Consider the following 24433-nt stretch of genomic DNA (forward strand, 5'->3'; position numbering starts at 1 on the left):
GAGGGACGGATGGGCGAGTTCTGGCCAGTACCGGATGTACTGACGTATCTGGCCGGGAGTTGGCGGGTCGAGCGGTCCGTACGGGACCTCGCGAGCGGGGCGGCCGGGGAGTTCTCCGGCACGACGGTCTTCGGCCCGCTGGAGGGCGGCGGACTGCTGCACCACGAGTCGGGCACGTTCGTCTGGCAGGGCGTGCCCCGTCCCGCCGAGCGGACGCTGCGTTTCCTGCCGGGCGCCGGGCGCGGCACGGCGGACGTACGGTTCGCCGACGGGCGGCCCTTCCACGACCTGGACCTGACGTCCGGACGGTACACCGCCGATCACCCGTGCTCGGCGGACCTCTACCGGGGCGAGTTCACCGTCCTCGACGAGGACCACTGGCGGACGGTGTGGCGGGTGCGCGGGCCGGCCAAGGACCTCGTCCTCACCACCGACTACGCCCGCGAGGGCTGAGCCGGCGCTCCGTCGAGGCGGAGGTACCAGCGGCCCGCGCGGCCGGTCACGGTGGTCGTGGACAGCGGGCGTACGTCGATGTTCCAGTACGTGGCGGGCGGTGCCTTCAGCGCGTACACCAGGGCGGCACGGATCACGGACGGTTCGGCCACGGCGACGATACGGCCGCCGTCCTCCACGGGCCGGGTGTCCAGCCAGCCGCCGACGCGGGCGATGAACGCGAGCAGCGACTCGCCGCCGTGCGGTGTGCCGCGCGGGTCGGCCAGCCAGGCGTCCACCGCCTCGGGTTCCCGGGCCATCGCCTCGCCGAGCGTGAGCCCGCGCCAGCGGCCCATGTCACAGTCGCGCAGGGCGAGTTGCACCAACGGGGAGTAGCCGAGGGCGTCGCCGGTGGCGCGACTGCGCGGGGTCGGCGAGCAGTAGCGCAGCTCGGCCGCCGCCAGCGGCAGCAGGCCGTGCGCGACGCGCTGCACCTCGTCCCAGCCGGCCTGGTCCAGCGGCCGGTCGTCCTCGAAGCGCTCGGCGAGCAGCGGGGAGCTGCGCGCGGCGGCGACGAACGTGACCCGAAGCGACATGCGGCGATGGTGTGTCGCGAAAGTGCGCAGGTCAAGAGGTGTTGTGCAGACGTGACCGAGGGTGGACGAAACCTTACTGCGGGGTCAGGATCAGGCGGACAAGTCGCGGGAAAACGGCTGTTGGACATTCAAGTACAGCCGCCGCAGGCAAGGAGACGCGGCCGAGCGGCAATTAGAAGTAGAGCGCCATCCATTGGTCCGGCTTCTCCAGCGGCGCGAACCCGAGCTTCTCGTAGACCCCGTGCGCGTCATGCGTGGCGAGCAGCATCCGCTTCAGCCGGTACGGCAGCAGCTCCTCGCGTACGGCGCCGACGAGCGCCGTCCCGATCCCCTTGCCGCGCACCGACGGGTCGACGTACACATCACACAGCCACGCGAAGGTCGCCCGGTCGGTGACGACCCGGGCATACGCCACCTGCTCCCCCGAAACCGTGTCGTACACCCCGAAGTTCAGCGAACCCCCGATCGCCCGGTCCTGCTTCTCCCGCGCCCGCCCGAGCGCCCAGTAGGCGTCGGTGGACAGCCACCGGTGCACGCGCTCGGCGTCGATGCGGTGGGGGTCGGTAGAGATCTCGTAGCCGTCGGCGAGGGGCGGGGTGTCGGTCATGCGACGAGATTCGCAGGACGACGGCGCCGGAGTCGAGCGGTTTTCCCTGGTGGGCGGGGCATTGTCAGTGGCGGGTGCGATGCTGCGGCCATGACTGGGGAGACGACTGCCGCGGACTACGCGTGGCTGGACGAGCGGTACGGGCACCTGATGGAGGCCTACTGCGTCACGCTCGTGGGCGGACTCACCCCCGAGGCTCTCCTGACCGAGCTGAAGGCCGAGCCGGAGCCCGGCCGCACCGGCGTGGACGCTCTGACCGAACCCTGTTTCGACGCGTGGGACCACTGGGAGGGCGACAGCCTGTTCGTCGGCGTCACGGCCGTCGGCGACTGGTCGCTGATGGTCGAGTCCAACGACTTTCCGGGGATCACGACGGAGGTCGCGCTCCCGCTCTCGCGCGGACGCAGGGTGGTCTCCCACTTCCGCAACGTCAACGCGGTGACCACTTCTACTGGTTCGAGGACGGCGACACGCGCCTGCACTTCGAGCCGCTGTTTCCGTTCGCCCGCGACGGCAGCCACGCCGACGAACTCCTCACGGACATGCGGGAGTCGGGCTTCGACCTCCGGGAGAGCCGCGAGCGGGACTACAGCATGCGCACAGAGGCCGCCTTCGCCCTGACCGAACGCCTCACCGGCATACGCCTCACCCCGCAGCTCTTCGCGTCCGCCCGCTTCACCTGCGGCCTGGCCCCGGTACCCCGCGGCTAGAGCACTTCGTCGCAAGCCGCCCGCAGCCGCCGCACCCCTTCCGTGATCTCCCCCGCCCCCGCCACCGCCGCGAAGCTCAACCGCACGTGCCCGGCCGGTGGTTCGGCGCTGAAGTACGGGCGGCCGGGGGCGATCGCGACCCCCGCGCGCAGGGCCGCGGAGGTCAGTGCGGACTCGTCGGTCCCGTCGGGCAGGCGGAGCCACAGGTGGTAGCCGCCGGACGGGATGTGCGGGAGGGCGAGTTCGGGGAGGTCCAGGCGCAGGGCGGCCGCCATCGCGTCGCGGCGGGTCTTCAACTCGGCCGCGATCGCCCGCAGATGGCGCGGCCAGGCGGGTGAGCCCACGAGTTCGAGCGCGGCCTCCTGCAGGGGGCGGGGGACGAAGAAGGTGTCGACGACCTGGATGGCGCGCAGCCGCTCCAGCACCGGGCCACGGGCGGCGAGCGCGCTCAGCCGGAAGCTCGGTGAGGTCGCCTTGGTCAGGGAGGAGACGTGGACGACGACGCCGTCGGGGTCGTCGGCGGCCAGCGGACGCGGCAGAGGCCCCGCGTCCTCGTGCACCAGTCGCCGTACGAAGTCGTCCTCGACGACGAAGGCACCGGCCTCGCGTGCGATGCGCAGCACCTCGCCGCGCCGGTCGGGGGCGAGCATCGCGCCGGTCGGGTTCTGGAACAGCGGCTGGCAGATGAAGAGGCGGGCGCCGGTCGCCCGGAAGGCGTCGGCGAGCAGGGGCGGCCGTACACCGTCCGCGTCGACCGGGACCGGGACCGGGCGCAGGCCGGCCGCGCGGGCGATGGCCAGCATGCCCGGATAGGTGGGCGACTCGACCAGCACCGGCGCGCCCGGCGGGGCGAGTGCCCGCAGCGCGGTCGTCAGGGCCGACTGGCCGCCCGCGGTGATCAGTACCTCGGCGGCCGTGACGGCGCCGCCCGGCCCGCCGATGCCGCGCGCGAACCACTCCCGCAGCTCCGGCAGTCCCTCCATGGGCGGTCTCCCCCACGCCCCGGGACGCCGGCCGGCCCGTGACAGGGCGGCGGCCATCGCCCGCTCCGGCTGCAACGACTGGTGCAGATAGCCGCCGTTGAACTCGATCACGCCGGGCGGCGGAGCCGTGAGGGAGGCCAGCACACCGGAGGCGTCCACCGAGCGCGGTACGAGTTCCGCGGCTGCGTCCGCGCTGAGCGCCACCTCCTGCCAGGAGGTGTCCCCCACGGAAGCGGACCGCGCGTGCGGCTCGGCACGGAAGGCCCCGGCGCCGGGCCGGGTGACCACCAGCCCCTCGGCGGCCAGCTGCGCGAGGGCGCGGGAGACGGTCACCGGGCTCCGCCGGAACCGCTCGACGAGGGCGCGACTCGACGGGAGCTTTCCACCCGGAGAGTAGCGGTCCAGCTCCCTCCGCAGCCGATTGGCCAGTTCGTCGACGCTGCTACGCTCTTGCATGGGAACAGAGAATAGCGCTACCGCTCCGAACTCGATAGCAGTCACCACCCCGGCCACGCCAAGCGCCACGCCCGCCCCGCCGGCCGCCCCAGCCGCTGCGACCGCCACGGCCACAGCAGCCGGGACGACCCTTCGCGGCACGCTCCAGGCCGCCCTGGGTGTCGCGGCCTTCTCGCTCACCTTCCCCGCCACCGCCTGGGGCCTGGAGGGCTTCGGCCCCTGGTCCCTGGTCGCCGTGCGCAGCGTGCTGGCCGCAGTGATCGCGGGCGGCTGTCTGCTCGCCCTGCGCGTGCCGCTCCCCGCCCGCCGGCACTGGGCGGGCCTCGCGGTGGTCGCCGCCGGAGTGGTCATCGGTTTCCCGCTGTTCACCACTCTCGCGCTCCAGACGTCCACCACCGCGCACGCCGCCGTCGTGGTGGGCCTGCTCCCGCTGTCCACGGCCCTGTTCTCCGCCCTGCGCGTCGGCACCCGCCCCTCCCGCACCTTCTGGACGGCGGCGCTCGCGGGCGCGGCCGCGGTGGTCGCCTTCACCGTGCAGCAGAGCGGCGGCGCCCTGACCACGGCCGACCTGTATCTCTTCGCGGCGCTGCTGGTGTGCGCGGCCGGCTACACCGAGGGCGGCCGGCTGGCCCGCGTCATGCCGGGCTGGCAGGTGATCGGCTGGGCGCTGGTGCTGTGTCTGCCGCTGAGCGTGCCGGCCGCCGTGGTGGCGCTGTCGTACGAACCCGTGCACCTGACCTGGCACGGCGTGACCGGACTGCTGTGGGTCGCGGCCGGCTCGCAGTTCCTCGGCCTGGTCGTCTGGTACCGGGGCATGGCGGCCATCGGCATCCCGAAGGCCAGCCAGTTGCAGTTGGCGCAGCCCCTGCTCACACTGGTGTGGTCGGTGCTGCTGCTGGGCGAGCACCTGACAGTGGCCGCCCCGCTGACGGCCGCGGCGGTGCTCGTGTGCATCGCCGTGACCCAGCGCGCGCGTGGCTGAGCGGGCCCGGACGACCTACTTCCCACCACCGCTCCACGCCGTAGACTCAAGGCCACGGACCGCTGCTCCCGCTCCTGGTGAGGAGGACCGACAGATGCGTGCAACCGTGGGCGACCAGCTTGTCCAGCACGGCAGGGTGGTCGGGCAACACGACAAGGTCGGCGAGATCGTCGAAGTCCTGGGCCAGGAGGGCAACCCTCCGTACCGCGTCCGTTTCGAGGACGGGCACGAGGGGCTGTGCTCCCCCGGCCCCGACACCGAGATCCGTCACAGGGACACCATGAAGTAGCTCTTCGAAGCAGCCAAGTGGCTCTTCGAGCAGATCAGCGCGGCGGAATCGCCGGCCGCCCGTAGTGGTCGGCGACCACCCGCGCCATCGCCCCGATCCGGTCCGCCGCCACGTCCTTCGCGGCGAAGTAGACGTGCCCGCGCGCCTCCGGGTGTTCCTTGGCCAGGGTGAGGTGCCGGGACAGCTCGGCCGGGTCCTGCCAGGCCGCGGGCTGTGCGGGATCGCCGGCCTTGTAGAGCGCCTCGCCGAGGTACAGCTTCGTCCGGCTGCCCCGCGCCACCTCGGCCCACCAGGGCACGAGCTTGGCGTAGTCGGCGGCGGCGAGGTCGATGTTCCAGTAGAGCTGCGGGCAGATGTAGTCGATCCAGCCCTCACGGACCCACTTGCGGGTGTCCGCGTACAGGTCGTCGTACGTCTGCACGCCCGCCCGCGAGTCGGAGCCGAGGGGGTCGGTGGCGGCGTTGCGCCACACGCCGAACGGGCTGATGCCGAACTCCGTGGCGGGCCGGATCTTCCTGATGCCGGCCGCCATCTCCTGGACCAGCCGGTCGATGTTGTCCCGCCGCCATTCGGCCCGGGTCGCGAAACCGCCGCCGTAGCGGTCGTAGGCGGCGTTGTCGTCGAAGGTCTGGCCCGCCACCGGGTACGGGTAGAAGTAGTCGTCGAAGTGGACCGCGTCGACCGGGTACTTCTTCACCGCGTCGAGCATCGCCTTCCGCACGAACTCACGGACCTCGGGCAGCCCGGGGTTGTAGTAGAGCTTGCCGCCGTACGTCACCACCCAGTCCGGGTGCCGGCGAGCGGGGTGGGAATCGGCCAGCTTGGTCGGGTCGGTGTGGTTGGCGATGCGGTACGGGTTGAACCAGGCGTGCAGCTGCAGACCGCGGGCGTGGGCCTCCTCGACGGCCGTGCCGAGCGGGTCCCAGTCGGGGTCCTCGCCCTGGGTGCCGGTGAGGACCTGGGACCACGGCTCGTACGGCGAGGGCCACAGGGCGTCGGCGGTGGGCCGTACCTGGAGGATGACCGTGTTCAGGCGGCGTTCCACCGCCGTGTCCAGGTGGGCGATCAGCTCGGCGCACTGTTCGTCGGCGGTCAGCCCCTGCTTGGAGGGCCAGTCCCGGTTCGCCACGGTCGCCACCCACACACCGCGCATCTCGCGGGTCGCCCGTGGCCGGGCCGGCTTCGTCGTTCCGCCCGCCATGGCGGAACCGGCCGCCACAGCGCCGCCTCCCGCCACGAGCGCCGACAGGGCGGCCACCGAGAACGCCCGCCGCGACATCCGCGACTTCCGGTGCAGCATCTTCTTCGTACCTCCGTGTGCCGTGGTCAGGGGCCGCCCCGTGACGGATCCGTGCTTTCCGGATCGCGCCCCGGTAAAGCCTTTCATGAGGCACCCGAACGATCGATCATGCTTCGCCGAAGGTAACGTGCAGGTTTGGAGCAGGCGTCGAACAACGGCGGACCTGCCGCAGTCGTGGACCAGCGAAGGGGTCGATGTGACCGGCATCTCCGGAGATATTGCACGTGTCGGTGTGGTGGGCTGCGGCCAGATGGGAGCCGGCATCGCCGAGGTGTGCGCCCGCTCCGGCCTGGACGTGATGGTCGCCGAGACCACCGGCGAAGCCCTGGAGATCGGCCGTACCCGGCTGTTCACTTCGCTGGCCAAGGCGGCCGAGCGCGGCAAGATCAGCGAGGAGGAGCGGGACGCCACGCAGGCCCGGCTTTCCTTCACCACGGACCTGGGCGAGTTCGCCGACCGTGACCTGGTGATCGAGGCCGTCGTCGAGAACGAGCAGGTGAAGACCGAGATCTTCCAGGTGCTCGACCAGGTGGTGACCCGCCCGGACGCGATTCTGGCCTCCAACACCTCCTCGATCCCGCTGGTGAAGCTGGCGGTCGCCACCTCGCGTCCCGACCAGGTCGTCGGCATCCACTTCTTCAACCCGGCCCCGGTGCAGAAGCTCGTCGAGCTGATCCCGGCGCTCACCACCTCCGAGGGCACGCTCGCCCGTGCCCAGCAGTTCGCCGAGAAGCTGCTCGGCAAGCACGCCATCCGCGCCCAGGACCGCTCCGGCTTCGTGGTGAACGCGCTGCTGATCCCCTACCTCCTCTCCGCGATCCGGATGTTCGAGTCGGGCATCGCCAGCCGCGAGGACATCGACAACGGCATGGAACTCGGCTGCGCCCACCCGATGGGCCCGCTGAAGCTGTCCGACCTGATCGGCCTGGACACCGTCGCCTCCGTGGCGCAGAGCATGTACGACGAGTTCAAGGAGCCGCTGTACGCCGCTCCCCCGCTGCTGCAGCGCATGGTCGACGCGGGCCGGCTCGGCCGTAAGACCGGCTCGGGCTTCTACACCTACGGCTGATTACAGACCGTCAGATTCCGGCCAAGTACACGGGCCCGGCACCGAGAAGGTGCCGGGCCCGCGCCATTCACACACCGTGTGCGCTCCGGGCTCGCATATGCCCCTCGCACACTCTCCCCACGGGCCCACCAGGCGAGTTCACTTTCCCTGCGCATGCAAGGGATGACAGATGACTACGGAAAGGAGCGGCCACGTGACCGCCGATCCCGAGCATCCGGTCGTAACTGGAGAACTCGCAGAGTTACGACGTCGCCTCGACGTCGCCTACGCCCGCGTGGAGGGCGGGCTGGCTCTGCTCACGCACCGCACCGAGGAGACCGCCAAGGAGATCGACGAGCTGAACACCCGGATCCACACACTTGAACACGCGCGCTGGCCGCTGCCCGCGGTCGCCGCCCTCACCGCCGTGGGTGCTCTCGTCGTGGCGATCTGGCAGGCCGTCGGGCATTAGATCCGCAGGCCCGGGACGTCAGTTCAGGGCAGGACGTCCTGCCCGAGCCTGAGATGGTGCAGCAGCAGTAACGCGGCCGCCATGTTGGCGGCCGGGACCTCCCCACGGGCGACCATGTCGGGGACGAGCTTGAGCGGGACCCATTCCCGGCGGTCGGATTCGAAGTCGTCCACGGGATGCCCGACGTACTCGCCCTCGTCGGCCCAGTAGATGTGGTGCCGGGCGTCGGTGAGCCCGTTGGAGGGCTCCACGCTCATGAGGTGGTGCAGGGGTCCCGGCCGCCAGCCGGTCTCCTCCTCGAGTTCCCTGGCGGCCGCGCGGACGATGTCCTCGCCGTCCTCGACTACACCCGCCGCGAGTTCCCACCCCCAGCTGTCGGTGATGAAACGGTGTCGCCACAGGAGGAGGACCTCGTTGGCCTCGTTGACGACCGTGGCCACGGCGACCGGCCGCAGCCGTATGAGGAAGTGGTCCAGGTGCCGCCCGTCCGGCAGCTCCACGTCTGCCAGGTTGACGGTGAACCAGCGGTTTTCATACACAGTTTGTTCGTTCTGTTTCGTCCACTGCACGGTTCTGCCACCTTCCGTCGAGTAAGTGGCAATATCGCAGCAGGGACTATGAAGGTGTCTGTGTACGAGTACCAGCCTGCACCGGCCTAAAGCGGTACGCGCAGCGCCCCGTCGATGAGTTCGGCGGCCTCGGCCGTGCCCGCACAGCCGCTGCGCACCAGGTGTTCGCGTACCGCCCGGAGTCTGTCGCGCAGGCGCTGGGACTCCATTCCGCGGGCCTGCTCGGCCATCTGCACCGCGGTGGCCACCGCCTTGTCGGCATGGCCCTGGCGCAGTTCGATCGTGCTGAGCATGGCGAGCCGGTGCACCCGGCCGCGGTCGTGGGCGGGATTGTCGACGGCGGCCGCGGCGTGCTCCCCCGCTGCGGCCAGCTCCCCGAGGCTGAGCAGCGCCTCCGCCACCTGGACGTTGACGAGTCCGGGCTGGACATAGCCCGTCTCGTCGGGTTCGTATCCGCGGCGGATGCGTTCGGCGGCCTGCTCGGCACGCCGGATGCAGGACAGGGCGCTCGTGCCGTCGCCGAGGTGGGCGTACGCCTTCGCCTGCATCGCGTACAGGTCGGAGGCGAGCGCCGGGGTGATGTGCTTGCCGGCGGCCCGCAGCGCGGCCTCCGCGAAGGCGACGGCCTGCCGGAACTCCCGCATGAACAGCGCCTGGTTGACGAGGAGGGCGATCACATAGGCGCCCAGCCCCCGGTCCCCACTGGCCTTCGCGAGCCGCAGCGCCTGATGGAAGTAGCGCTGGGCGAGCCCGTGCGCGTCGGAGTCGTACGCGCAGATCCCGGCGACCGCCACCAACCCGCCGGTGGCCCGGTGCAGTTGACGCCCCGTGGCATCGGTGTAGCTGCCGCGCAGCAGCGGCGCCGCCTCGGCGTTGAGGAAACCGACGATCCGGGTACGGGTCGCTATCCCCCCGGCCTTCCGGTACATCTGCTCGTAGTGGGCGCGCGCGGCACGCAGCATCTCGATGTCGCCCGCGGTGACCCGGTGCCGGCCACCGCGCGACACGTCCACGTCCTCGGGCGGGTTCTCCCACTCCCACACCGGCATGACGGCGGGCGTGCCCGTGACCGCGGGCGCGCCCAGGATGTGGGGCCGCTGCTGCTCGTCGGAGCGCCACAGCGCGGTGGCCCGCTCCACGAAGCCGGACAGCGAGGTGGTGTGCGCGACCGACGGGTCGCCGGGCACGCCGAGGCCGATGTCGTCGAGCGTGACCGTACGGTGCAGACGAGCGGCGAGCACCTCGCAGATCAGGTCGGGCACCTGACCGCGCGGCCGCTGCCCCTTCAACCACCGTGCGACGGCGGTGTGTTCGTATCTGAGCGCGAGCCCGCGCGCCCTCCCCGCCTGGTTCACGTGTGCGGCCAGCCCCGCGTGCGAGACCCCGGCCTCGTCCAGGATCGCGTCGAGCAGAGTGTTGGGCTGCATGTAGGCCCCCCGGGTGGCTCGGTGCCGACAGAGTAGTGCGAACCGCTTCACACGGGGTGTGAACGGAGTACGCGAATCCGCAGCGTGCGCGCGCTGTTGCGGAGAGTTTCCAGCGGGTTGACTGAAATGCCTCGCAAGAGGCCGGCCGGGCCGCCGGCTCCCCCTCGTACAATGCGGCGGCCCGCACCCGCGCCGTCCGCCCAGCTGCCTGCCCGACACTCCGTGGCTGGGCGGATGGCCGCCGCCGGCTTGGCCGTGCGACTGATCGCCGTTGCACTAGAGGTGGTTGGTCGGCTGCGGGTTCGTCGTGGCTGGTCGCGCAGTTCCCCGCGCCCCTAGGGGGTCGCACTGAAACCTCGTTCGATCGTTCCGTAGGACCAGTAGGGCTATGTCGTCTGCCTGCCTTCCCCTTGTGTGGCGAATGAGTGCCGTGAAGAGGGTGCGCAGGATTGTCTGCGGAGTGATCGGGTGGTTTCGTACGGCGCCGATGAGCGCCGCCTGCAGAGAAAAGAACCGGCCTCTTGCGTCCCTCGCGTCCTCGACACCGTCTGTGTACAGAACGAGGGAATCGCCAGGCAGCAGGGAACCGCAACGCAACGGGGTCAGATCGGCCGGCAGCGGGAAGGGGCCGAGGGGTGGGAGGGGATCGGCGCGGGCGAGGGGTGCGACGCTGGTGCCGCTCAGCAAGTACGGCCAGGGGTGGCCGCAGTTGAGGGCGCTGATCTCGCCGTCCCGGCCGATCTCCAGCAGCAGGACGGTGACGAACTCCTCGGCGACCGGGGTGTCGGGCTCCAAGCCGGACGCGGGGTGCTCGTCGCGTGCCCGCTCCCGCAGGTGCCGGGCCAGGGCCCGGTCCAGTCTGCGCAGCACCCCGTCCAGGTCGGGCTCGTCGTGGACGGCCTCGCGGAAGCTGCCGAGGAGCGCGGCCACCGTGCCCATGGCCGCGATGCCGTGGCCACGTACGTCGCCCATCACCGCCCGTACGCCGTGCTCGGTGGCGATGACCTCGTACAGATCACCGCCGACACATGCGCTGCGATCCGCGGAGAGCTGGGCGGCGGCGACGTTCAGGCCGTCGATGCGCGCGGGCAGCGGCCGCAGCAGCGCGTTCTGCGCGGCACCGGCGACCTTGCGGACCTGCCGCAGCTCACGCAGCAGCGCCTGCCGGACGTGCACGATCAGCCCCGTGCCCACGGCGAAGAAGACGGCGCTGGTGACGATCCGGGCGCCGAGGCCGGCCTCTTGGGCGAGCGGGCAGGTCAGCTTGTACGTGATCGCCGTCGCGCCCCAGGCGGTGGGCAGCCCCCACGCGAGCGCCTTGCGGGGAATCCGACCCTTGATGCGGAACATGCCGATGGCCCCCCAATAGGCCCTGACAACGCAGAACGGACCGGCCCCGAAAGGCCGGTCCGATTCTGTCGAGAGATGCCCCGGAAGTACCAGATCACCCGGAGAAGTCACCCTATTGAGTGAGGTAACTGCAACGCACCCCTTCAGGGGCGTGGGGCTGTGTCGATGTGCGGCTCCGCCGCGTGGGCGCGACCAGCCACGAATCAGCCGCAGCCGCCGAACAACCGCAGCCCCCCTGGGGCGAACTAACCGCGCAGCACCGCTCCCGTACGCTCGCCCGCCAGGGCAACCGCGGCATCCCGAGCCGCCGAAGCCTCATCGACGGTCAGCGTCCGGTCCGCCGCACGGAACCGCAACGCATACGCGAGCGACTTCTTGCCATCACCCAGCTGCTCGTCGTTGACGTACACGTCGAACAGCCGGATCGCCTCAAGGAGTTCACCCGCCCCGTCACGCAGCGCGGCCTCGACCTCCGCGGCCGGCACCGGCTTGTCCACCACGAGGGCGACATCCTGGGTGGCCACCGGGAACGTCGAGATGCTCGGCGCCTGAGGCGTACCGTCCCCGACCTGCTCCAGGGCGTCCAGGTCCAGCTCCATCGCACAGGTACGCGCAGGCAGACCGAGCGCCTTGAGCACCCTCGGGTGCAGCTCACCGGCGTGCCCGATGACCCGCTCGGCGCCCTCCACGGTGATGGCCAGCGCAGCGCACCGGCCCGGGTGCCACGGCCCGTACTGGCCGCTCCGCACGATCAGCTCGGCACCGGCCTCACGGGCCACGAGCCGCGCCGCCTCGATCGCGTCGGCGTAGTCGGCCGGACGGCCCTTGCCCCACCAGCCGGCCTGCTCACGGGCACCGGCGAGAACGGCGGCCACGTGCCGCGGCTGCTCGGGCAGCACGGCGTTCAGCGCGGCGATCTCCTCGTCGGTCGGGCGGCGGTCGACCGGCAGATGCCCGGCGACGCGCCGCTCCTCCCGCGGCTGGAAGACCAGGCCCGTCTCGAACAGCGCCAGATCGTGCGAGCCCCGCCCGTCGTTGCGCCGCAGCGCACCGAGCAGACCCGGCAGCAGCGACGTACGCAGCGCGGGCTCCTCGTCGTTGAGCGGGTTGACCAGCTTGACGACGCGGCGGGCCGGGTCGTCGGCGGCCAGGCCGAGCTGGTCGAAGACCTGCTCGCTGACGAAGGGGTAGTTCGGCGCCTCGACGTAGCCCGCTCCGGCCAGCGCGCGGCCGACCCGGCGGTGCAGTCGCTGGCGGTGGGTCAGGCCACGGCCGGACGGCGGCTTGGGCAGGGTGGAGGGCAGGTTCTCGTAGCCCTCCAGGCGGATGACCTCTTCGGCCAGGTCGTTCGGCTCCAGCAGGTCGGGCCGCCAGGACGGCACGGTGACGATCAGCTCGTCCTGCCCGTACACGTCGCAGCCGATCTCCTGCAGTCGCCGTACGACGGTCTCGCGGCCGTACACGACGCCGGCCACCTTGTCCGGGTGGTCGGCCGGGGCGGTGATGGTGTGCGGCCCGGACGGCGTGACGACCTCGGTGACACCGGCCTCGGCGGTACCGCCCGCCAGCAGCACCAGCAGATCCACCGTGCGCTGGGCGGCCGCCGCGGCGGCCGCCGGGTCGACGCCGCGCTCGAAGCGGCGGGACGCCTCCGACGACAGCTTGTGGCGGCGCGCCGTACGGGCGATGGCGACCTGGTCGAAGTGGGCGGCCTCGATCACGACGTCGGTGGTCGCGTTCTCCACGTCCTCGTGGTCGGCGATCTCCGTGTTGGCGCCGCCCATGACGCCCGCGAGGCCGATGGGGCCGCGCTCGTCGGTGATCACCAGGTCCTCGGCGTGCAGCTTGCGCTCGACGCCGTCGAGGGTGACGAGCTTCTCGCCCTCGGCCGCCCGGCGGACGCCGATGGTGCCCTGGACCAGATTGCGGTCGTAGGCGTGCAGCGGCTGGCCGAGCTCCATCATCACGTAGTTCGTGACGTCGACGGCGAGCGAGATCGGGCGCATGCCGACCTTCTGCAGGCGGCGCTGCAGCCAGATCGGGGAGCGGGCCTCAGGGCTCAGGCCGGTCACCGTGCGGGCGGTGAAGCGGTCGCAGCCGAGTGGGTCGGAGACCTGGACCGGGTAGCCGAAGGCGTTCGGGCCGGGCACGTCGAGCAGGGCCGGGTCGCGCAGCGGGATGCCGTAGGCGATGGCGGTCTCGCGGGCGACGCCGCGGATGGACAGGCAGTCGCCGCGGTTGGCGGTGACGGCGATGTCCAGGACCTCGTCGACCAGCTCCAGGAGCTCGATGGCGTCCTTGCCGACCTCGGTCTCCGGCGGCAGCACGATGATGCCGTGGGTGCCGTCGTCGCCCATGCCCAGCTCGCCGGTGGAGCAGATCATGCCGTGCGAGACGCGGCCGTAGGTCTTGCGCGCGGCGATCGCGAAGCCGCCGGGCAGCACGGCGCCGGGGAGGACGACGACGACCTTGTCGCCGACCTGGAAGTTGCGGGCGCCGCAGATCAGTTCCTGGGGCTCGCCGGTGCCGTTGGCCTGGCCGACGTCGACGGTGCAGAAGCGGATCGGCTTCTTGAACTCCGTCAGCTCCTCGATGGTCAGCACCTGGCCGACGACGAGCGGGCCCTTGAGGTCGGCGCCGAGGTGCTCGACGCTCTCGACCTCGAGACCGGCCGAAATGAGCTTGGCCTGGACGTCACGGCCGGTTTCGGTCGCCGGCAGGTCGACGTACTCCCGCAGCCAAGAAAGCGGGACCCGCATCAGATCTCCATCCCGAACGGCCGGGTGAACCGGACGTCACCCTCGACCATGTCTCGCATGTCTTCGACGTTGTGGCGGAACATCAGCATCCGCTCGATGCCGAACCCGAAGGCGAAGCCGCTGTACTTCTCCGGGTCGACGCCGCAGGCGGTGAGCACCCGCGGGTTGACCATGCCGCAGCCGCCGAGCTCGATCCAGCCCTCGGAGGAGCAGGTACGGCAGGGCCGGTCGGGGTTGCCGACGGACTCGCCGCGGCAGACGTAGCACACCATGTCCATCTCGGCGGACGGCTCGGTGAACGGGAAGAAGTTCGGGCGCAGCCGGGTCTTCATGCCCTCGCCGAACAGGGACTGGACCATGTGGTCCAGGGTGCCCTTGAGGTCCGCCATGGTCAGGCCCTCGTCGACCGCGAGCAGCTCGACCTGGTGGAAGACCGGGGTGTGCGTGGCGTCCAGCTCGTCGGTGCGGTACACGCGGCCGGGGCAGATCACGTAGACCGGCAGCTCACGGTCGAGCAGGGAGCGGATCTGCACGGGGGAGGTGTGGGTGCGCAGCACGACACCGGACTCGGTGCCGCCGTCGGGGCCCTCGATGAAGAAGGTGTCGGCCTCGCCGCGGGCCGGGTGGTCCGGGCCGATGTTCAGCGCGTCGAAGTTGAACCACTCGGCCTCGACCTGCGGGCCCTCGGCGACCTCGTAGCCCATGGCCACGAAGATGTCCTCGATCCGCTCGGAGAGCGTGGTGAGCGGGTGGCGGGCGCCGGCCGGTACGCGGTCGTACGGCAGCGTGACGTCCACGGCCTCCTCGACCAGCACGCGCTGGTCGCGCTCGGCCTCCAGCTCGGCCTGGCGGGCGGCGAGGCCCTTGTTGACGGCGCCGCGGGCCTGGCCGACGCGCTTGCCGGCCTCGGCCTTGGCGTGCGGGGGCAGGGCGCCGATCTCGCGGTTGGCGAGGGCCAGCGGGGAGGTGCCGCCGGTGTGGGCGGTCTTGGCCTCCTGGAGCGCGTCGAGGGAGTCCGCGGCGGCGAAGGCGGCGAGCGCCTCGTCCCGCATGCGCTCGATCTCTTCCGGTTTCAAGGCCTCGACCTCTACAGGGTCGTACGACTTATTCGGTGCCGACATCTCTTCCCGTGCTTCCGATTGGCTGGCTGAAGGTCCCCGTACCGACTCGTGGACAGATCGTCACGGTTTTTGGGACACAAAGGTGCCAAAGGCCGAGTCTAACGGGGTTGAGGAATGCGAACGCGCCCGTGGGGCTCGGTCCGGATCTCAGGTGAGATACGCGGGTGCCGCCACGGGCAACGTAAATCGGAACTGCGCGCCGCCGCCGGGGGCGCGGCCGACCTCGATGGCGCCGCCGTGTGCCTCGACGATGCCCTTGACGATGTAGAGCCCGAGGCCCGTGCCACCGCGCTTGCTGCCCCGCCAGAAGCGGGTGAAGACGCGGTTCATGGACTCCTCCGGGATGCCGGGCCCCTCGTCGCTCACGGTGACCGACGTGCCGGTGTCCTCGCCTTCGCGGGGGGACGCCGTGGCCGTGATGTCAATGGTGACCGTTCCGTCGCCGTGCCGCACGGCATTTTCGATGAGGTTGCTGAGCACCTGGTCGATCTTGTCGGGGTCGGCCCACAGGTCGGGCAGCGGCTGTTCGACGCGCAGCAGGAACCGGTCGGCGGGCTGGCCGGCGGCGACGTACGCCTGGATGTGCCGCCCGACGGCCGCGCCGATGTCGACGGGCTGGCGGCGCACCTCCAGCCGCCCGCTGTCGATCCGCGAGATGTCGAGCAGCTCGGCGATGAGCCGGGTGACCCGGTCGGCGTCGGCGTCGACGGTCTCCAGCATGAGCCGCTTCTGGTCGTCGGTGAACCGTTCCCACTTGGCGAGGAGGGTGGCGGTGAAGCCCTTGACGGAGGTGAGCGGGGAGCGCAGCTCGTGGGCGACGGTGGCGATCAGCTCGGCGTGGCTGCGTTCGGTGCGGCGACGGGCCTCGGTGTCGCGCAGGGAGACGACGACGCGGCGTACGGGGCCGGTGGGCTCGCTACGGACGTACCGCACCGAGACGAGCACCTCGCGCCCGCCGGGAAGGAGGAGGTTGCGCTCGGGCTGCAGTCGGCGAATGGCGAGGCCGCCGTACGGATCGGTCAGCTGCCACCAGCGCCGCCCCTCCAGGTCCTCTAACGGCAGGGCCTTCTCCAGCCGCTGCCCGAGGGCGTCGGCGGCGGGGACGGCGGTGATGCGCTCGGCGGCGGCGTTGAAGCAGATGACGTGCCCGTGTTCGTCGGCGACGACGAGGCCGTCGGGCAGATCGTCGGGATCGAAACCGAGCTCGGCGGCCTCACCGGGCCGGGACGCGGACGGCCGCCGCACCTCCCGTGCCCCCGGCGCGCTGCTCGTGCCGACACTCATCCCCGTACCCCACCTCTCACGACGGCTTTGGGGCCCCGAGCTGGTCACCCTACTAGCTCTCGGTGACGGTGCGGCACCCTCCGGAGGCGCGCTGTGCACGGGCCGACGCGTAGAGACATACGGCGGCGGCGGTGGCGAGGTTCAGGCTCTCGGCCTTTCCGTGAATGGGGACGCGCACGACGGCGTCGGCCAGCGCACGGGTCTCCTCCGGAAGCCCCCAGGCCTCGTTGCCGAAGACCCAGGCGGTCGGCCCGCCCATGCTGCCCTTGTCCAGCTCGTCGTCGAGGTCGTCCGTCCCCGCCCCGTCGGCGGCGAGGATCCGCACCCCGGCCCCCTTGAGCCCCTCGACGGCCCGCTCGACGGGAACCCCCACGGCGACGGGCAGATGGAACAGCGACCCGACGGAGGCCCGTACGGCCTTGGGGTTGTAGAGATCGACGGACGCGTCGGTCAGTACGACGGCCTCCGCCCCGGCGGCGTCGGCGCACCGCAGCACGGTCCCGGCGTTCCCGGGGTCCCGCACGTGCGCCAGTACGGCGACGAGCCTGGGCCGGGCGGCGAGGATCTCCTCGAACGGGGTGTCGATGAACCGGCAGACGCCGACGAGCCCCTGGGGAGTGACGGTCGTCGAGACGTCGGCGATGACCTGCTCGGAGGCGAGGTGGACGCGGGCACCGACGGCACGGGCCTCGCCGATGATGTCGGCGTACCGCTCCGCGGCCTCCACCGTGGCGAACAGCTCGACCAGCGTGTCTCCGTAGGCCGCCGCCTCCCGCACGGCCTGCGGCCCCTCCGCGAGGAACAGCCGCTCCTTGCCCCGGAAGTTCCGCTTGGCGAGCCGCCGGGCGGCGGAGACACGCGGGGAACGGGGAGAGATCAGCTCAGGGCTGGCCGAGGGCATGCTCTTCACTTTCGGTAACCACTTTCCACTACCTCAACACAACGGACCCGCAGGCAAAACCCACGGGTCCGTTCAGTCACGTCGGCTCAGCCGAGCGCAGCGGTCACGCAGCCTTCGGCGCGTTGACGTCGCTCGGCAGCGCCTTCTGGGCGACCTCGACGAGCGCGGCGAACGCGTTGGCGTCGTTGACGGCCAGCTCGGCCAGGATCTTGCGGTCGACCTCGATGTTCGCGGCCTTCAGACCCTGGATGAAGCGGTTGTACGTGATGCCGTTGGCGCGGGCAGCGGCGTTGATGCGCTGGATCCACAGCTGGCGGAAGTCACCCTTGCGCTTCTTGCGGTCGTTGTAGTTGTAGACCAGCGAGTGGGTGACCTGCTCCTTGGCCTTGCGGTACAGACGCGAACGCTGACCGCGGTAGCCGGAAGCCTGCTCGAGGATCGCCCGGCGCTTCTTGTGGGCGTTGACTGCCCGCTTGACGCGTGCCACTTTTTAACTCCTTGTAGCGGGGCCGCGGTTGAACTCACACGGCCCGGAAACGATTGGGTCCCGGTCCAGACGTACGGCGCTCAGTGCGGGCGCCGCTCACGTCACTTGCCGAGAAGCTTCTTGATCTTCGCGGCGTCGCCCGGGGCCATCTCGGCGTTGCCGGTCAGGCGACGCGTCACGCGGGACGACTTGTGCTCGAGCAGGTGGCGCTTGCCGGCGCGCTCACGGAGCACCTTGCCGGAGCCGGTGACCTTGAAGCGCTTGCTGGCACCGCTGTGCGACTTGTTCTTCGGCATAGCGCCGTTCTCTCCTCGTAGATGGCGCTCCGATGCCCGGTCGTGAAACCGGGCACTGTGGAGCGTCGCTCTTGTATCGGTTACGTCCTGGGGACTCGCGTCCCCCGGGATCACGCCTCGGCGGATGCCTCGGCAGGGGCCTCGGCGTCCTCGGTGTCCGCAGCGTTCTGCGACTTGCCGGGGTTGGCCTTCGCTTCTGCCTTGCGGGCTTCCTGCGCCTGGCGGGCCTCGGCCATCGCCTCGGTCTTCTTCTTGTGCGGACCGAGAACCATGATCATGTTTCGGCCGTCCTGCTTCGGGTTCGACTCGACGAAACCGAGGTCCTGGACGTCCTCCGCGAGGCGCTGCAGCAGTCGGTAGCCCAGTTCGGGACGGGACTGCTCGCGACCACGGAACATGATCGTGATCTTGACCTTGTCGCCCTGCTTGAGGAACCGGACGACGTGACCCTTCTTGGTGTCATAGTCGTGCGGGTCGATCTTCGGCCGGAGCTTCATCTCCTTGATGACCGTGTGCGCCTGGTTCTTGCGCGCCTCACGGGCCTTCATGGCCGACTCGTACTTGAACTTCCCGTAGTCCATGAGCTTGCACACGGGCGGACGGGCGTTCGCCGCGACCTCGACCAGGTCCAGGTCGTACTCCTGCGCAAGCTCCAGTGCCTTGGCCAGGGGGACGATGCCCACCTGCTCGCCACTGGGACCGACAAGTCGCACCTCGGGAACGCGAATCCGGTCGTTGATGCGGGGCTCGGCGCTGATGGATCCTCCTCGGTTAGCACCACACGGCGGTCTGGCGGACAGCCGCGTATGTCTTCTTTCGTAAGACCAACCGCGCCGAGGCACAAAAAATGCCCCGGACGATCACAGGCGGGGCTCCAAAACGCTACCGGAGCACCGCGCGATGATCGCGGGGCGCGATTCGGGCGACTCCATCGTCCGTACGGAACGATGGTGGCCGCCTGACCGGATGACCCGCCGTCCCGGAGGACGGTCAGGTGGGAAGTCGGAGCCTCCACTTGTGGGGCTGGGCAGTGGCTGTCCAGCCGGTCATTACACAAGGTTAGCAGCTACCCGGGGGTGGTGCTAATCCGCGTACACCGGGGCCTATCGTGTGGGACATGAGTGACACCCCTGCTGAGCCCGCCGAGGGCCCCGACTTCGACGAGATGACCCGCGACATCGCCGAGGTCCCGGCCGTCGAGGTGATCGTGACGGTCGCCGTCAACCTGATGAGCGCCGCCGCGGTGAAGCTCGGTCTGACCGAGGAGGGCGAGAAGCACAAGGACCTGGACGAGGCCCGCAAGCTGGTGCACGCCCTCGCCGGTCTGCTCGACGCGAGCACCACCGAGATCAGCTCCTTCCACGCGGCTCCGCTGCGTGACGGCCTGAAGTCCCTCCAGTTGGCGTTCCGCGAGGCGTCGATCGTCCCGGACGAGCCGGGCCAGGGGCCGGGCGAGAAGTACACCGGGCCGGTCTACGGCTGACTCATTCCCGTACGTACAGGGGCTCGCCCGGTGGCGTCGCCTCGGCCGGCAGCAGTGCCAGGTCGAGGCCGCGCACCAGGCGAGCCCTCAGTGTTTCGTCGGCGGCGAGGCGCTCCGCCACCGCCCGGGCGGCCCGGGCCGGGGGCGCGGCCGAGTCCAGGACGAGGGCGAGGGTGCCGTCTGCCTGACCGGGCCCGAGGTGGGCGCGCAGGACCGAGGGCTCGGCGGCGACGGCCGCGCGTACGGCCGCCACGACCGCCGGGTCGGCGAGCGGGTCGGTCGTCGTACGGCCCTCGGCGAGCGCGAGCAGCGCCGGCCCCGTCAGCTCGTACGGCACCGGACCGGCCAGGTCCAGCACGATCGTGTCCGCCTTCTCGTGCGCCGCGGCCTGCAGTGCCTGGTGCAGGGGTACGGCGACGGGGCGGGCCGCCGGATCCCAGCGGGCGAGCGCGTCGGTGGACGTGAAGGCGGGCAGGGCGGTGCGGGCGCCGGCCTTCAGGGTCGGTACGGCCATGTCGCTGGTCTTCTCGTGGCGCAGCCCGTTCTCGTCCTCCTCGACCTCGCCGAGCACGGCCACCACGGGGACGAGCAGCCGGGCGCCCTTGAGCGCCTCGAGCACGGGCCCCTCGGCGGTGCGGTCCTCGGCCCAGGCGGCGAGCGCGGCGCTCAGCCCCGGGTCGGCGGTGCCGTCGTCGTCGGAGAAGAGGGAGTCGGGAATGTTCTTGTTCGCCACGGTCACCGACCCTATCGGGGGGATGCTGCTGCGCTTGTGCGGGCCCGGAAACCCCGCTGTGACGCCTTTCACCGGAATCTCAGATTTCCCTGACACACATCTAACGTCCGTCTAACGGGCCGCACAGTCGCCACCCCGACGATCGCGGACATGGAGTCTTCCAGAGCCCGCCGACGTCGCCGGCCCCTGCCGTACACCGCGCTCGCCTTCGCCGTCATCCTCGGCGGCGCGGCCGCGGGAACGGTGTACCTGCAGACTCAGGCGCACTCGGGCGGGGGCGCCGTATCGTCAGCGGTGGCGCCGTCGGCGTCGGTATGGGCCCGGGCGGGCGGGGAGGCTTCTGTGGAACCCGTGGCACAGCCGACGGTGGACCATGACGTACTGCTGGCCGAGGCCATGGAGCAGGTGGCCGTCGAGGACGGCGCCGAGGTGTCGGTGGCGGTGCTGGACCTGGAGTCCGGTGCGAGCGCCCTGTACGGGGACGGCGGCTTCGACACCGCGAGCATCGTCAAGGTCGACATCCTGGCCGCGCTGCTGCTCCAGGCGCAGGACGCGGGGCGTGAGCTCACCGCGACGGAGAAGTCGTACGCCGTCGACATGATCGAGAACAGCGACAACACCGCCGCTTCGGCCCTGTGGCGGGCGATCGGGAAGGCGGAGGGGCTCGACGCGGCGAACGAGCGGCTCGGGCTCACGGACACCGAGGGCGGTGACGGCATGTACTGGGGGCTGACGCAGACCACTGCCGCCGATCAACTCACGCTCCTGCGGCAGGTGTTCGGGGAGGACTCGGAGCTGAGCGGGCGGTCGCGGGCGTATTTGCTGGAGTTGATGGGCGAGATAGCGGTCGACCAGCGGTGGGGGGTGTCGGCCGCGGCCGACGGTTCGGCGTGGGCGTTGAAGAACGGCTGGCTGCCGCGCACCGCCACCGGGCTGTGGGACATCAACAGCATCGGGCGGGTGACGGTGGACGGCCACGACTGTCTGGTGGCCGTGCTGTCCGACGGCAACTCGACGAAGGCGAAGGGGATTTCGCTGGTCGAGGCGGCGGCGGTCGCGGCGGTGTCGGTCTTCGCCGGGGAGGGCCTAGCCTGACCCGATGCCACCGCCGAACCTCCTGCACCGGGCCCTGCATGACCCCGTCGACCCACCCCTGCGGCCACTCCCGGCACCGGTGGTGGACCTTCTCCGCTCCCTCGACGCTCCGCCGCGGTTGGCCGCCCATCTGCGTGCCGTCCACGATGTCGCGGTTCGGCTGGTCGACTGGGTGGAGCCTCGGTATCCCGGCCTTGGCGTCGACCGCGAGGCCGTCCTGTTCGGAGCGGCGACGCATGACATCGGCAAGACGGTGCACGTCGCCGAGCTGTCCGGTCCCGGCTCCTCGCACGAGGAGGCGGGGCGGGAGCTGCTGTTGGACCACGGTTTCGGTCCGCGGCTGGCGCGCTTCGCCGGCACCCACGGCACCTGGGCGGATCCGGCGGCGACACTCGACGATCTGCTGGTGAGCACGGCTGACAAGGTCTGGAAGAACAAGCGCGTCCCGGAACTCGAAGACCTCGTCGTCTCACGGCTGGCCCGGGCGACAGGGAGAGAACGCTGGGAGGAGTACCTCGCCCTGGACGAGTTCATCGGCTCCGTCGGCAGCGGTGCCGACCATCGTCTGGCCTTCCAGGCGTCCTTCCCCGTGCACGCCTAGGCCGTGCCTCTCAGCAGGCCGAGGAACGCCAAGTGCCCTGCGGGCACTGGTACTTCCGGGGGAAGTCGATCCCGGTGGGCCTCAGAAGTCGTGGCGCCCGCGGCGCCCGCGCAGCACCACGACCGCCGAGACCAGCAGGACTCCGCCCGTGCCGCCCGCGAGCCAGGCGGTCCAAGTCGTCGCGTCGTCCTCCGACTTGGCGGCGTCGGGACCCGAGCCGAAGTACTCCTCGCCGTACGCCACAGGCGTCAGGCGCTTCGGCTTGATGCGGGAGGCCTCCTTGATGGCGGCCGCCGGGTCGATGAAGCCGTAGCCGCGGGAGTCGTCGCGGCCGCCCTCGGGGGCGTTGCGGGCCGTGTCCTGAAGGAGCTTCTTGATCTGGGCCGGGGTCAGGCCGGGGTGGGCGGCCTTCACCAGGGCCACCGCTCCGGAGACGAACGCGGCCGCGGCGCTGGTGCCCCAGCCCTCGTAGTACTTGTGGTCGGGGTCGACGATGATGACGTCGTCGCCGGGGGCGCTGACCGTGGCGTACCAGCGGCGGGTGGAGAACACGGCACGGGTGCCGTAGCGGTCGACGGCGGCCACGGCGATGACGCCCGGGTAGGCGGCCGGGTAGGAGATGTGGTCGCCCTTCTCGCCGCCGTTGCCGGCCGAGGCGACGACGACGGCGCCCTTCTTCAGGGCGTACTGGACGGCCTCGTCCTCACCCGCTTCGGGGTGGGCGGACTTGGAGTCGTCGCCGAGGGAGAGGTTGATGACGTCGGCGCCGTGGTCGGCGGCCCAGCGGATGCCGTCGGCGAGGGCGTTGCCGCGGGTGCTGCGGGCCTTGGCGCGGGCCGGGTCGCCGTCCTCGAGGATGACGCGGACGGGGAGGATCTTGGCCTCGGGGGCGATGCCCATGACGCCGTCGCCGCCTCCGGCGCCGTGTCCGTGGCCGGCGATGATGCCGGCCATCGCGGTACCGTGCCGGGCCCAGGCGCGGTCGCCGGGCTCGGCTCCGAAGCCGACCATGTCCTTGCCGTCGAGGACGTTGCCCGACAGGTCGGGGTGGTCGGCCTCGACGCCGGTGTCGAGGACGGCGACGGTGACGCCCTTGCCCTTGGTGGTCTGCCAGGCCTCCTCGGTGTGCATGGCGTCCAGGGCCCACTGCCGGGCCCGTATGGAGTCGGCGTGCGCGGCGGTGGGCGGCAGGAGGGCGAGACAGGCGCCGAGCAGGACGGCGAGGGGGCCGGTACGCCGGATCAGGGCGGTCTTCACGGCACTGGCCGCGGCGGGGGTGACGGCGGGGGACGCCGCGCTGTTCGGGCCGGGGTTCATGACGGCTGCTCCGTGGACGGGCTGACGTGCTTGCGCAGGGCGCGTTCGATGCGGTCGGCGAGGCCCTGCGCCTCGTGGCCGAGGCCCGCCTGGGCGACGTCCGTGGTGGCGCCGGACTGCATGGCCTCCTCGGCGGGCGCGGGCTCGTCGACCGTGCGGTCGTCGGCCCAGCCGGAGACGGCGTAGACGACGACCGGGGCGTCGGTGAGGACGGAGACGGTCCAGGAGGCGCGCTGTTCGTCGCCGAACCCGGCGGCGAGGGTGCCCTTGGCGGCGTAGGGGCGGGGCATGAGGTCGCTGCGGCGGTCGAGGCCCTCTTTGGCGAACTGGGTGTCGAGCGCGCGCATGGCGGCCGCGTCGGCCTTGGTGAAGAGCAGGCCGACGGTGGTGACGTAGCTCTGGGTGGCGTCGATGTAGGTGGCGCGCAGGAGGCGCTGGCAGCCGACGGGGGCGAGGGCCTTGCGCAGCAGCGGGTCGAAGGCGTTCGCACAGCCGGTGTCCGGGGCCACGGCGACCCGCGTCCAGGTCCGGTCGGCGCCGCCGGGTCCGGCGCCCTGCCCGATCACCGTGGGCGGGAACAGCTTGTCGACGGGGACGCTGTGCCACAGGCTCCCGGCCGCCGCGAAGGTGTCCTGAGCGCCGGCTCCGCCCGAGTCGCCGATCAGCCAACTCCCGGTCAGGGCCCCGCCGATGAGCCCGAGCCCGAGCACGACGCAGGCTGCCGCCCCGGCGACCCGGGGCCGGATCCGCACGCCCAGGGGCCGTGGTCGCGCCTGCGCGTCGTACCCCTCGGGCTCCCCGAACGACACGACGGGCCGCTGAGCGCCCGGTGCGCCGCCGGGCGCCATGGGGGCGCTCCAGGAGAGGGACGGGTCCGGAGAGAAGGGGGCCTGCGAGGCGTGGGTGGGCCCGGCGGAGGCCGAGGCCGCGTATCCCCGCCCCGCCGACCCGTCTCCGGCCGGGGGCTCCGGCGTGGGACGCAGTGGGGGCAGGGGGACGGAAGCGGAGGGGCGAGCGGACTCGGCGGGCACGGCGCCGGGGCGGGGGCCGACGACCGGCTTGGGGGGCATCCCGGCGGAGCCCTGCGCGGGCACGGCACCCGGCCGGGAAGATCCACCGGCAGAACCCTGCCCAG

General features: G+C 71.4%; 24 protein-coding genes and 2 pseudogenes. 9 read left to right on the forward strand and 17 right to left on the reverse strand.

The features are described from left to right. The first annotated feature begins 9 nt into the window (after nucleotides 1–9). Nucleotides 10–453 carry a DUF6314 family protein gene (locus ACIREI_RS16630; RefSeq protein WP_403333218.1) on the forward strand — a complete coding sequence of 148 codons (444 nt, stop codon included), beginning with the start codon at nucleotides 10–12 and terminating at the stop codon, nucleotides 451–453. Here ACIREI_RS16630 and ACIREI_RS16635 read toward each other — a convergent pair. Together ACIREI_RS16635 and ACIREI_RS16640 are read right to left on the reverse strand one after the other, a co-directional pair. Then, nucleotides 435–1028, reverse strand: coding sequence for a histidine phosphatase family protein (locus ACIREI_RS16635; protein WP_403333220.1), 594 nt, complete (start codon nucleotides 1026–1028; stop codon nucleotides 435–437). The genes ACIREI_RS16630 and ACIREI_RS16635 overlap by 19 nt on opposite strands. Nucleotides 1029–1200: 172 nt before the next feature. Beyond that, nucleotides 1201–1635, reverse strand: a complete 435-nt coding sequence (locus ACIREI_RS16640) for a GNAT family N-acetyltransferase (RefSeq protein WP_403333222.1) — start codon at nucleotides 1633–1635, stop codon at nucleotides 1201–1203. A 150-nt stretch (nucleotides 1636–1785) separates the two neighbouring features. Between ACIREI_RS16640 and ACIREI_RS16645 the strand changes: the two are divergent. Then, a pseudogene (locus tag ACIREI_RS16645) lies at nucleotides 1786–2345 on the forward strand (DUF6461 domain-containing protein). Here the strand turns inward: ACIREI_RS16645 and ACIREI_RS16650 are convergent. Beyond that, on the reverse strand, nucleotides 2342–3784 hold the full coding sequence (locus tag ACIREI_RS16650) for a PLP-dependent aminotransferase family protein (RefSeq protein ID WP_403333224.1): 1443 nt from the start codon (nucleotides 3782–3784) through the stop codon (nucleotides 2342–2344). The pseudogene ACIREI_RS16645 and the gene ACIREI_RS16650 sit on opposite strands and share 4 nt — an antisense overlap. On the opposite strand from ACIREI_RS16650, the gene ACIREI_RS16655 reads away from it, so the two are divergent. Further along, a complete protein-coding gene (locus tag ACIREI_RS16655) occupies nucleotides 3783–4766 on the forward strand; it encodes a DMT family transporter (protein ID WP_403333226.1) in 984 nt (327 codons plus the stop codon). The genes ACIREI_RS16650 and ACIREI_RS16655 overlap by 2 nt on opposite strands. 94 nt (nucleotides 4767–4860) lie before the next feature. Next, nucleotides 4861–5055, forward strand: a complete 195-nt coding sequence (locus ACIREI_RS16660) for a DUF1918 domain-containing protein (protein ID WP_302002002.1) — start codon at nucleotides 4861–4863, stop codon at nucleotides 5053–5055. 34 nt (nucleotides 5056–5089) lie between these two features. Here ACIREI_RS16660 and ACIREI_RS16665 read toward each other — a convergent pair whose 3' ends face one another. Then, nucleotides 5090–6355, reverse strand: a complete 1266-nt coding sequence (locus tag ACIREI_RS16665) for a glycoside hydrolase family 10 protein (RefSeq protein ID WP_403333228.1) — start codon at nucleotides 6353–6355, stop codon at nucleotides 5090–5092. 196 nt (nucleotides 6356–6551) lie between these two features. Between ACIREI_RS16665 and ACIREI_RS16670 the strand changes: the two genes are divergently transcribed. Together ACIREI_RS16670 and ACIREI_RS16675 are read left to right on the forward strand one after the other, a co-directional pair. Further along, nucleotides 6552–7424, forward strand: coding sequence for a 3-hydroxybutyryl-CoA dehydrogenase (locus ACIREI_RS16670; protein ID WP_403333230.1), 873 nt, complete (start codon nucleotides 6552–6554; stop codon nucleotides 7422–7424). A gap of 193 nt (nucleotides 7425–7617) precedes the next feature. Beyond that, nucleotides 7618–7875: a hypothetical protein gene (locus tag ACIREI_RS16675; RefSeq protein WP_403333232.1), complete on the forward strand. Its 258-nt coding sequence runs from the start codon at nucleotides 7618–7620 to the stop codon at nucleotides 7873–7875. 23 nt (nucleotides 7876–7898) lie between these two features. Here the strand turns inward: ACIREI_RS16675 and ACIREI_RS16680 are convergent, their stop codons facing one another. From ACIREI_RS16680 to infC, 10 genes and pseudogenes are all read right to left on the reverse strand, one after another. After that, on the reverse strand, nucleotides 7899–8444 hold the full coding sequence (locus tag ACIREI_RS16680) for an NUDIX hydrolase (protein ID WP_030054968.1): 546 nt from the start codon (nucleotides 8442–8444) through the stop codon (nucleotides 7899–7901). Between the two features lie 86 nt (nucleotides 8445–8530). Then, nucleotides 8531–9871 carry a transcriptional regulator gene (locus ACIREI_RS16685; protein WP_403333234.1) on the reverse strand — a complete coding sequence of 447 codons (1341 nt, stop codon included), beginning with the start codon at nucleotides 9869–9871 and terminating at the stop codon, nucleotides 8531–8533. A 276-nt stretch (nucleotides 9872–10147) separates the two neighbouring features. Continuing rightward, nucleotides 10148–11221, reverse strand: a complete 1074-nt coding sequence (locus ACIREI_RS16690) for a PP2C family protein-serine/threonine phosphatase (protein WP_403333236.1) — start codon at nucleotides 11219–11221, stop codon at nucleotides 10148–10150. A gap of 245 nt (nucleotides 11222–11466) precedes the next feature. After that, entirely contained in the window at nucleotides 11467–13980 is a 2514-nt protein-coding gene (gene pheT, locus ACIREI_RS16695) for a phenylalanine--tRNA ligase subunit beta (protein ID WP_403333238.1), read from the reverse strand. Next, nucleotides 13980–15101 (reverse strand): phenylalanine--tRNA ligase subunit alpha, encoded by a 1122-nt coding sequence (gene pheS, locus ACIREI_RS16700; RefSeq protein WP_403333240.1) that lies wholly within the window; start codon nucleotides 15099–15101, stop codon nucleotides 13980–13982. The genes pheT and pheS overlap by 1 nt, the downstream gene beginning before the upstream one ends. 147 nt (nucleotides 15102–15248) lie before the next feature. Beyond that, nucleotides 15249–16385 carry an ATP-binding protein gene (locus ACIREI_RS16705; RefSeq protein WP_403333242.1) on the reverse strand — a complete coding sequence of 379 codons (1137 nt, stop codon included), beginning with the start codon at nucleotides 16383–16385 and terminating at the stop codon, nucleotides 15249–15251. Nucleotides 16386–16437: 52 nt separating this feature from the next. Next, nucleotides 16438–17286 (reverse strand): TrmH family RNA methyltransferase, encoded by an 849-nt coding sequence (locus ACIREI_RS16710; protein ID WP_403333244.1) that lies wholly within the window; start codon nucleotides 17284–17286, stop codon nucleotides 16438–16440. Nucleotides 17287–17389: 103 nt separating this feature from the next. After that, nucleotides 17390–17773: a 50S ribosomal protein L20 gene (rplT, locus tag ACIREI_RS16715; protein WP_016642495.1), complete on the reverse strand. Its 384-nt coding sequence runs from the start codon at nucleotides 17771–17773 to the stop codon at nucleotides 17390–17392. 101 nt (nucleotides 17774–17874) lie between these two features. Continuing rightward, nucleotides 17875–18069 (reverse strand): 50S ribosomal protein L35, encoded by a 195-nt coding sequence (gene rpmI, locus ACIREI_RS16720; RefSeq protein ID WP_004933563.1) that lies wholly within the window; start codon nucleotides 18067–18069, stop codon nucleotides 17875–17877. Nucleotides 18070–18179: 110 nt separating this feature from the next. Next, nucleotides 18180–18852, reverse strand: a pseudogene (infC, locus tag ACIREI_RS16725) (translation initiation factor IF-3). Between the two features lie 334 nt (nucleotides 18853–19186). Here infC and ACIREI_RS16730 point away from each other — a divergent pair. Continuing rightward, the gene (locus tag ACIREI_RS16730) at nucleotides 19187–19552 is read left to right on the forward strand and encodes a DUF1844 domain-containing protein (protein WP_403333247.1); all 366 of its coding nucleotides are present in this window, start codon (nucleotides 19187–19189) and stop codon (nucleotides 19550–19552) included. 1 nt (nucleotide 19553) lies between these two features. On the opposite strand, the gene ACIREI_RS16735 is transcribed toward ACIREI_RS16730, so the two are convergent. After that, a complete protein-coding gene (locus ACIREI_RS16735; protein WP_403333249.1) occupies nucleotides 19554–20285 on the reverse strand; it encodes an SseB family protein in 732 nt (243 codons plus the stop codon). 150 nt (nucleotides 20286–20435) lie between these two features. Between ACIREI_RS16735 and ACIREI_RS16740 the strand changes: the two genes are divergently transcribed. Further along, nucleotides 20436–21380: a serine hydrolase gene (locus ACIREI_RS16740; RefSeq protein WP_403333251.1), complete on the forward strand. Its 945-nt coding sequence runs from the start codon at nucleotides 20436–20438 to the stop codon at nucleotides 21378–21380. Between the two features lie 4 nt (nucleotides 21381–21384). After that, nucleotides 21385–21981, forward strand: a complete 597-nt coding sequence (locus tag ACIREI_RS16745; RefSeq protein ID WP_403333253.1) for an HD domain-containing protein — start codon at nucleotides 21385–21387, stop codon at nucleotides 21979–21981. A gap of 81 nt (nucleotides 21982–22062) precedes the next feature. Here ACIREI_RS16745 and mycP read toward each other — a convergent pair whose 3' ends face one another. Beyond that, entirely contained in the window at nucleotides 22063–23298 is a 1236-nt protein-coding gene (gene mycP / locus ACIREI_RS16750) for a type VII secretion-associated serine protease mycosin (RefSeq protein WP_403333255.1), read from the reverse strand. Next, the coding region (locus tag ACIREI_RS16755) for a hypothetical protein (RefSeq protein ID WP_403333257.1) at nucleotides 23295–24433 on the reverse strand (1139 nt) is incomplete at its 5' end. The genes mycP and ACIREI_RS16755, both read right to left, overlap by 4 nt.

Source organism: Streptomyces sp. NPDC093591, assembly GCF_044764885.1.
Taxonomy (GTDB): Bacteria; Actinomycetota; Actinomycetes; order Streptomycetales; family Streptomycetaceae; genus Streptomyces.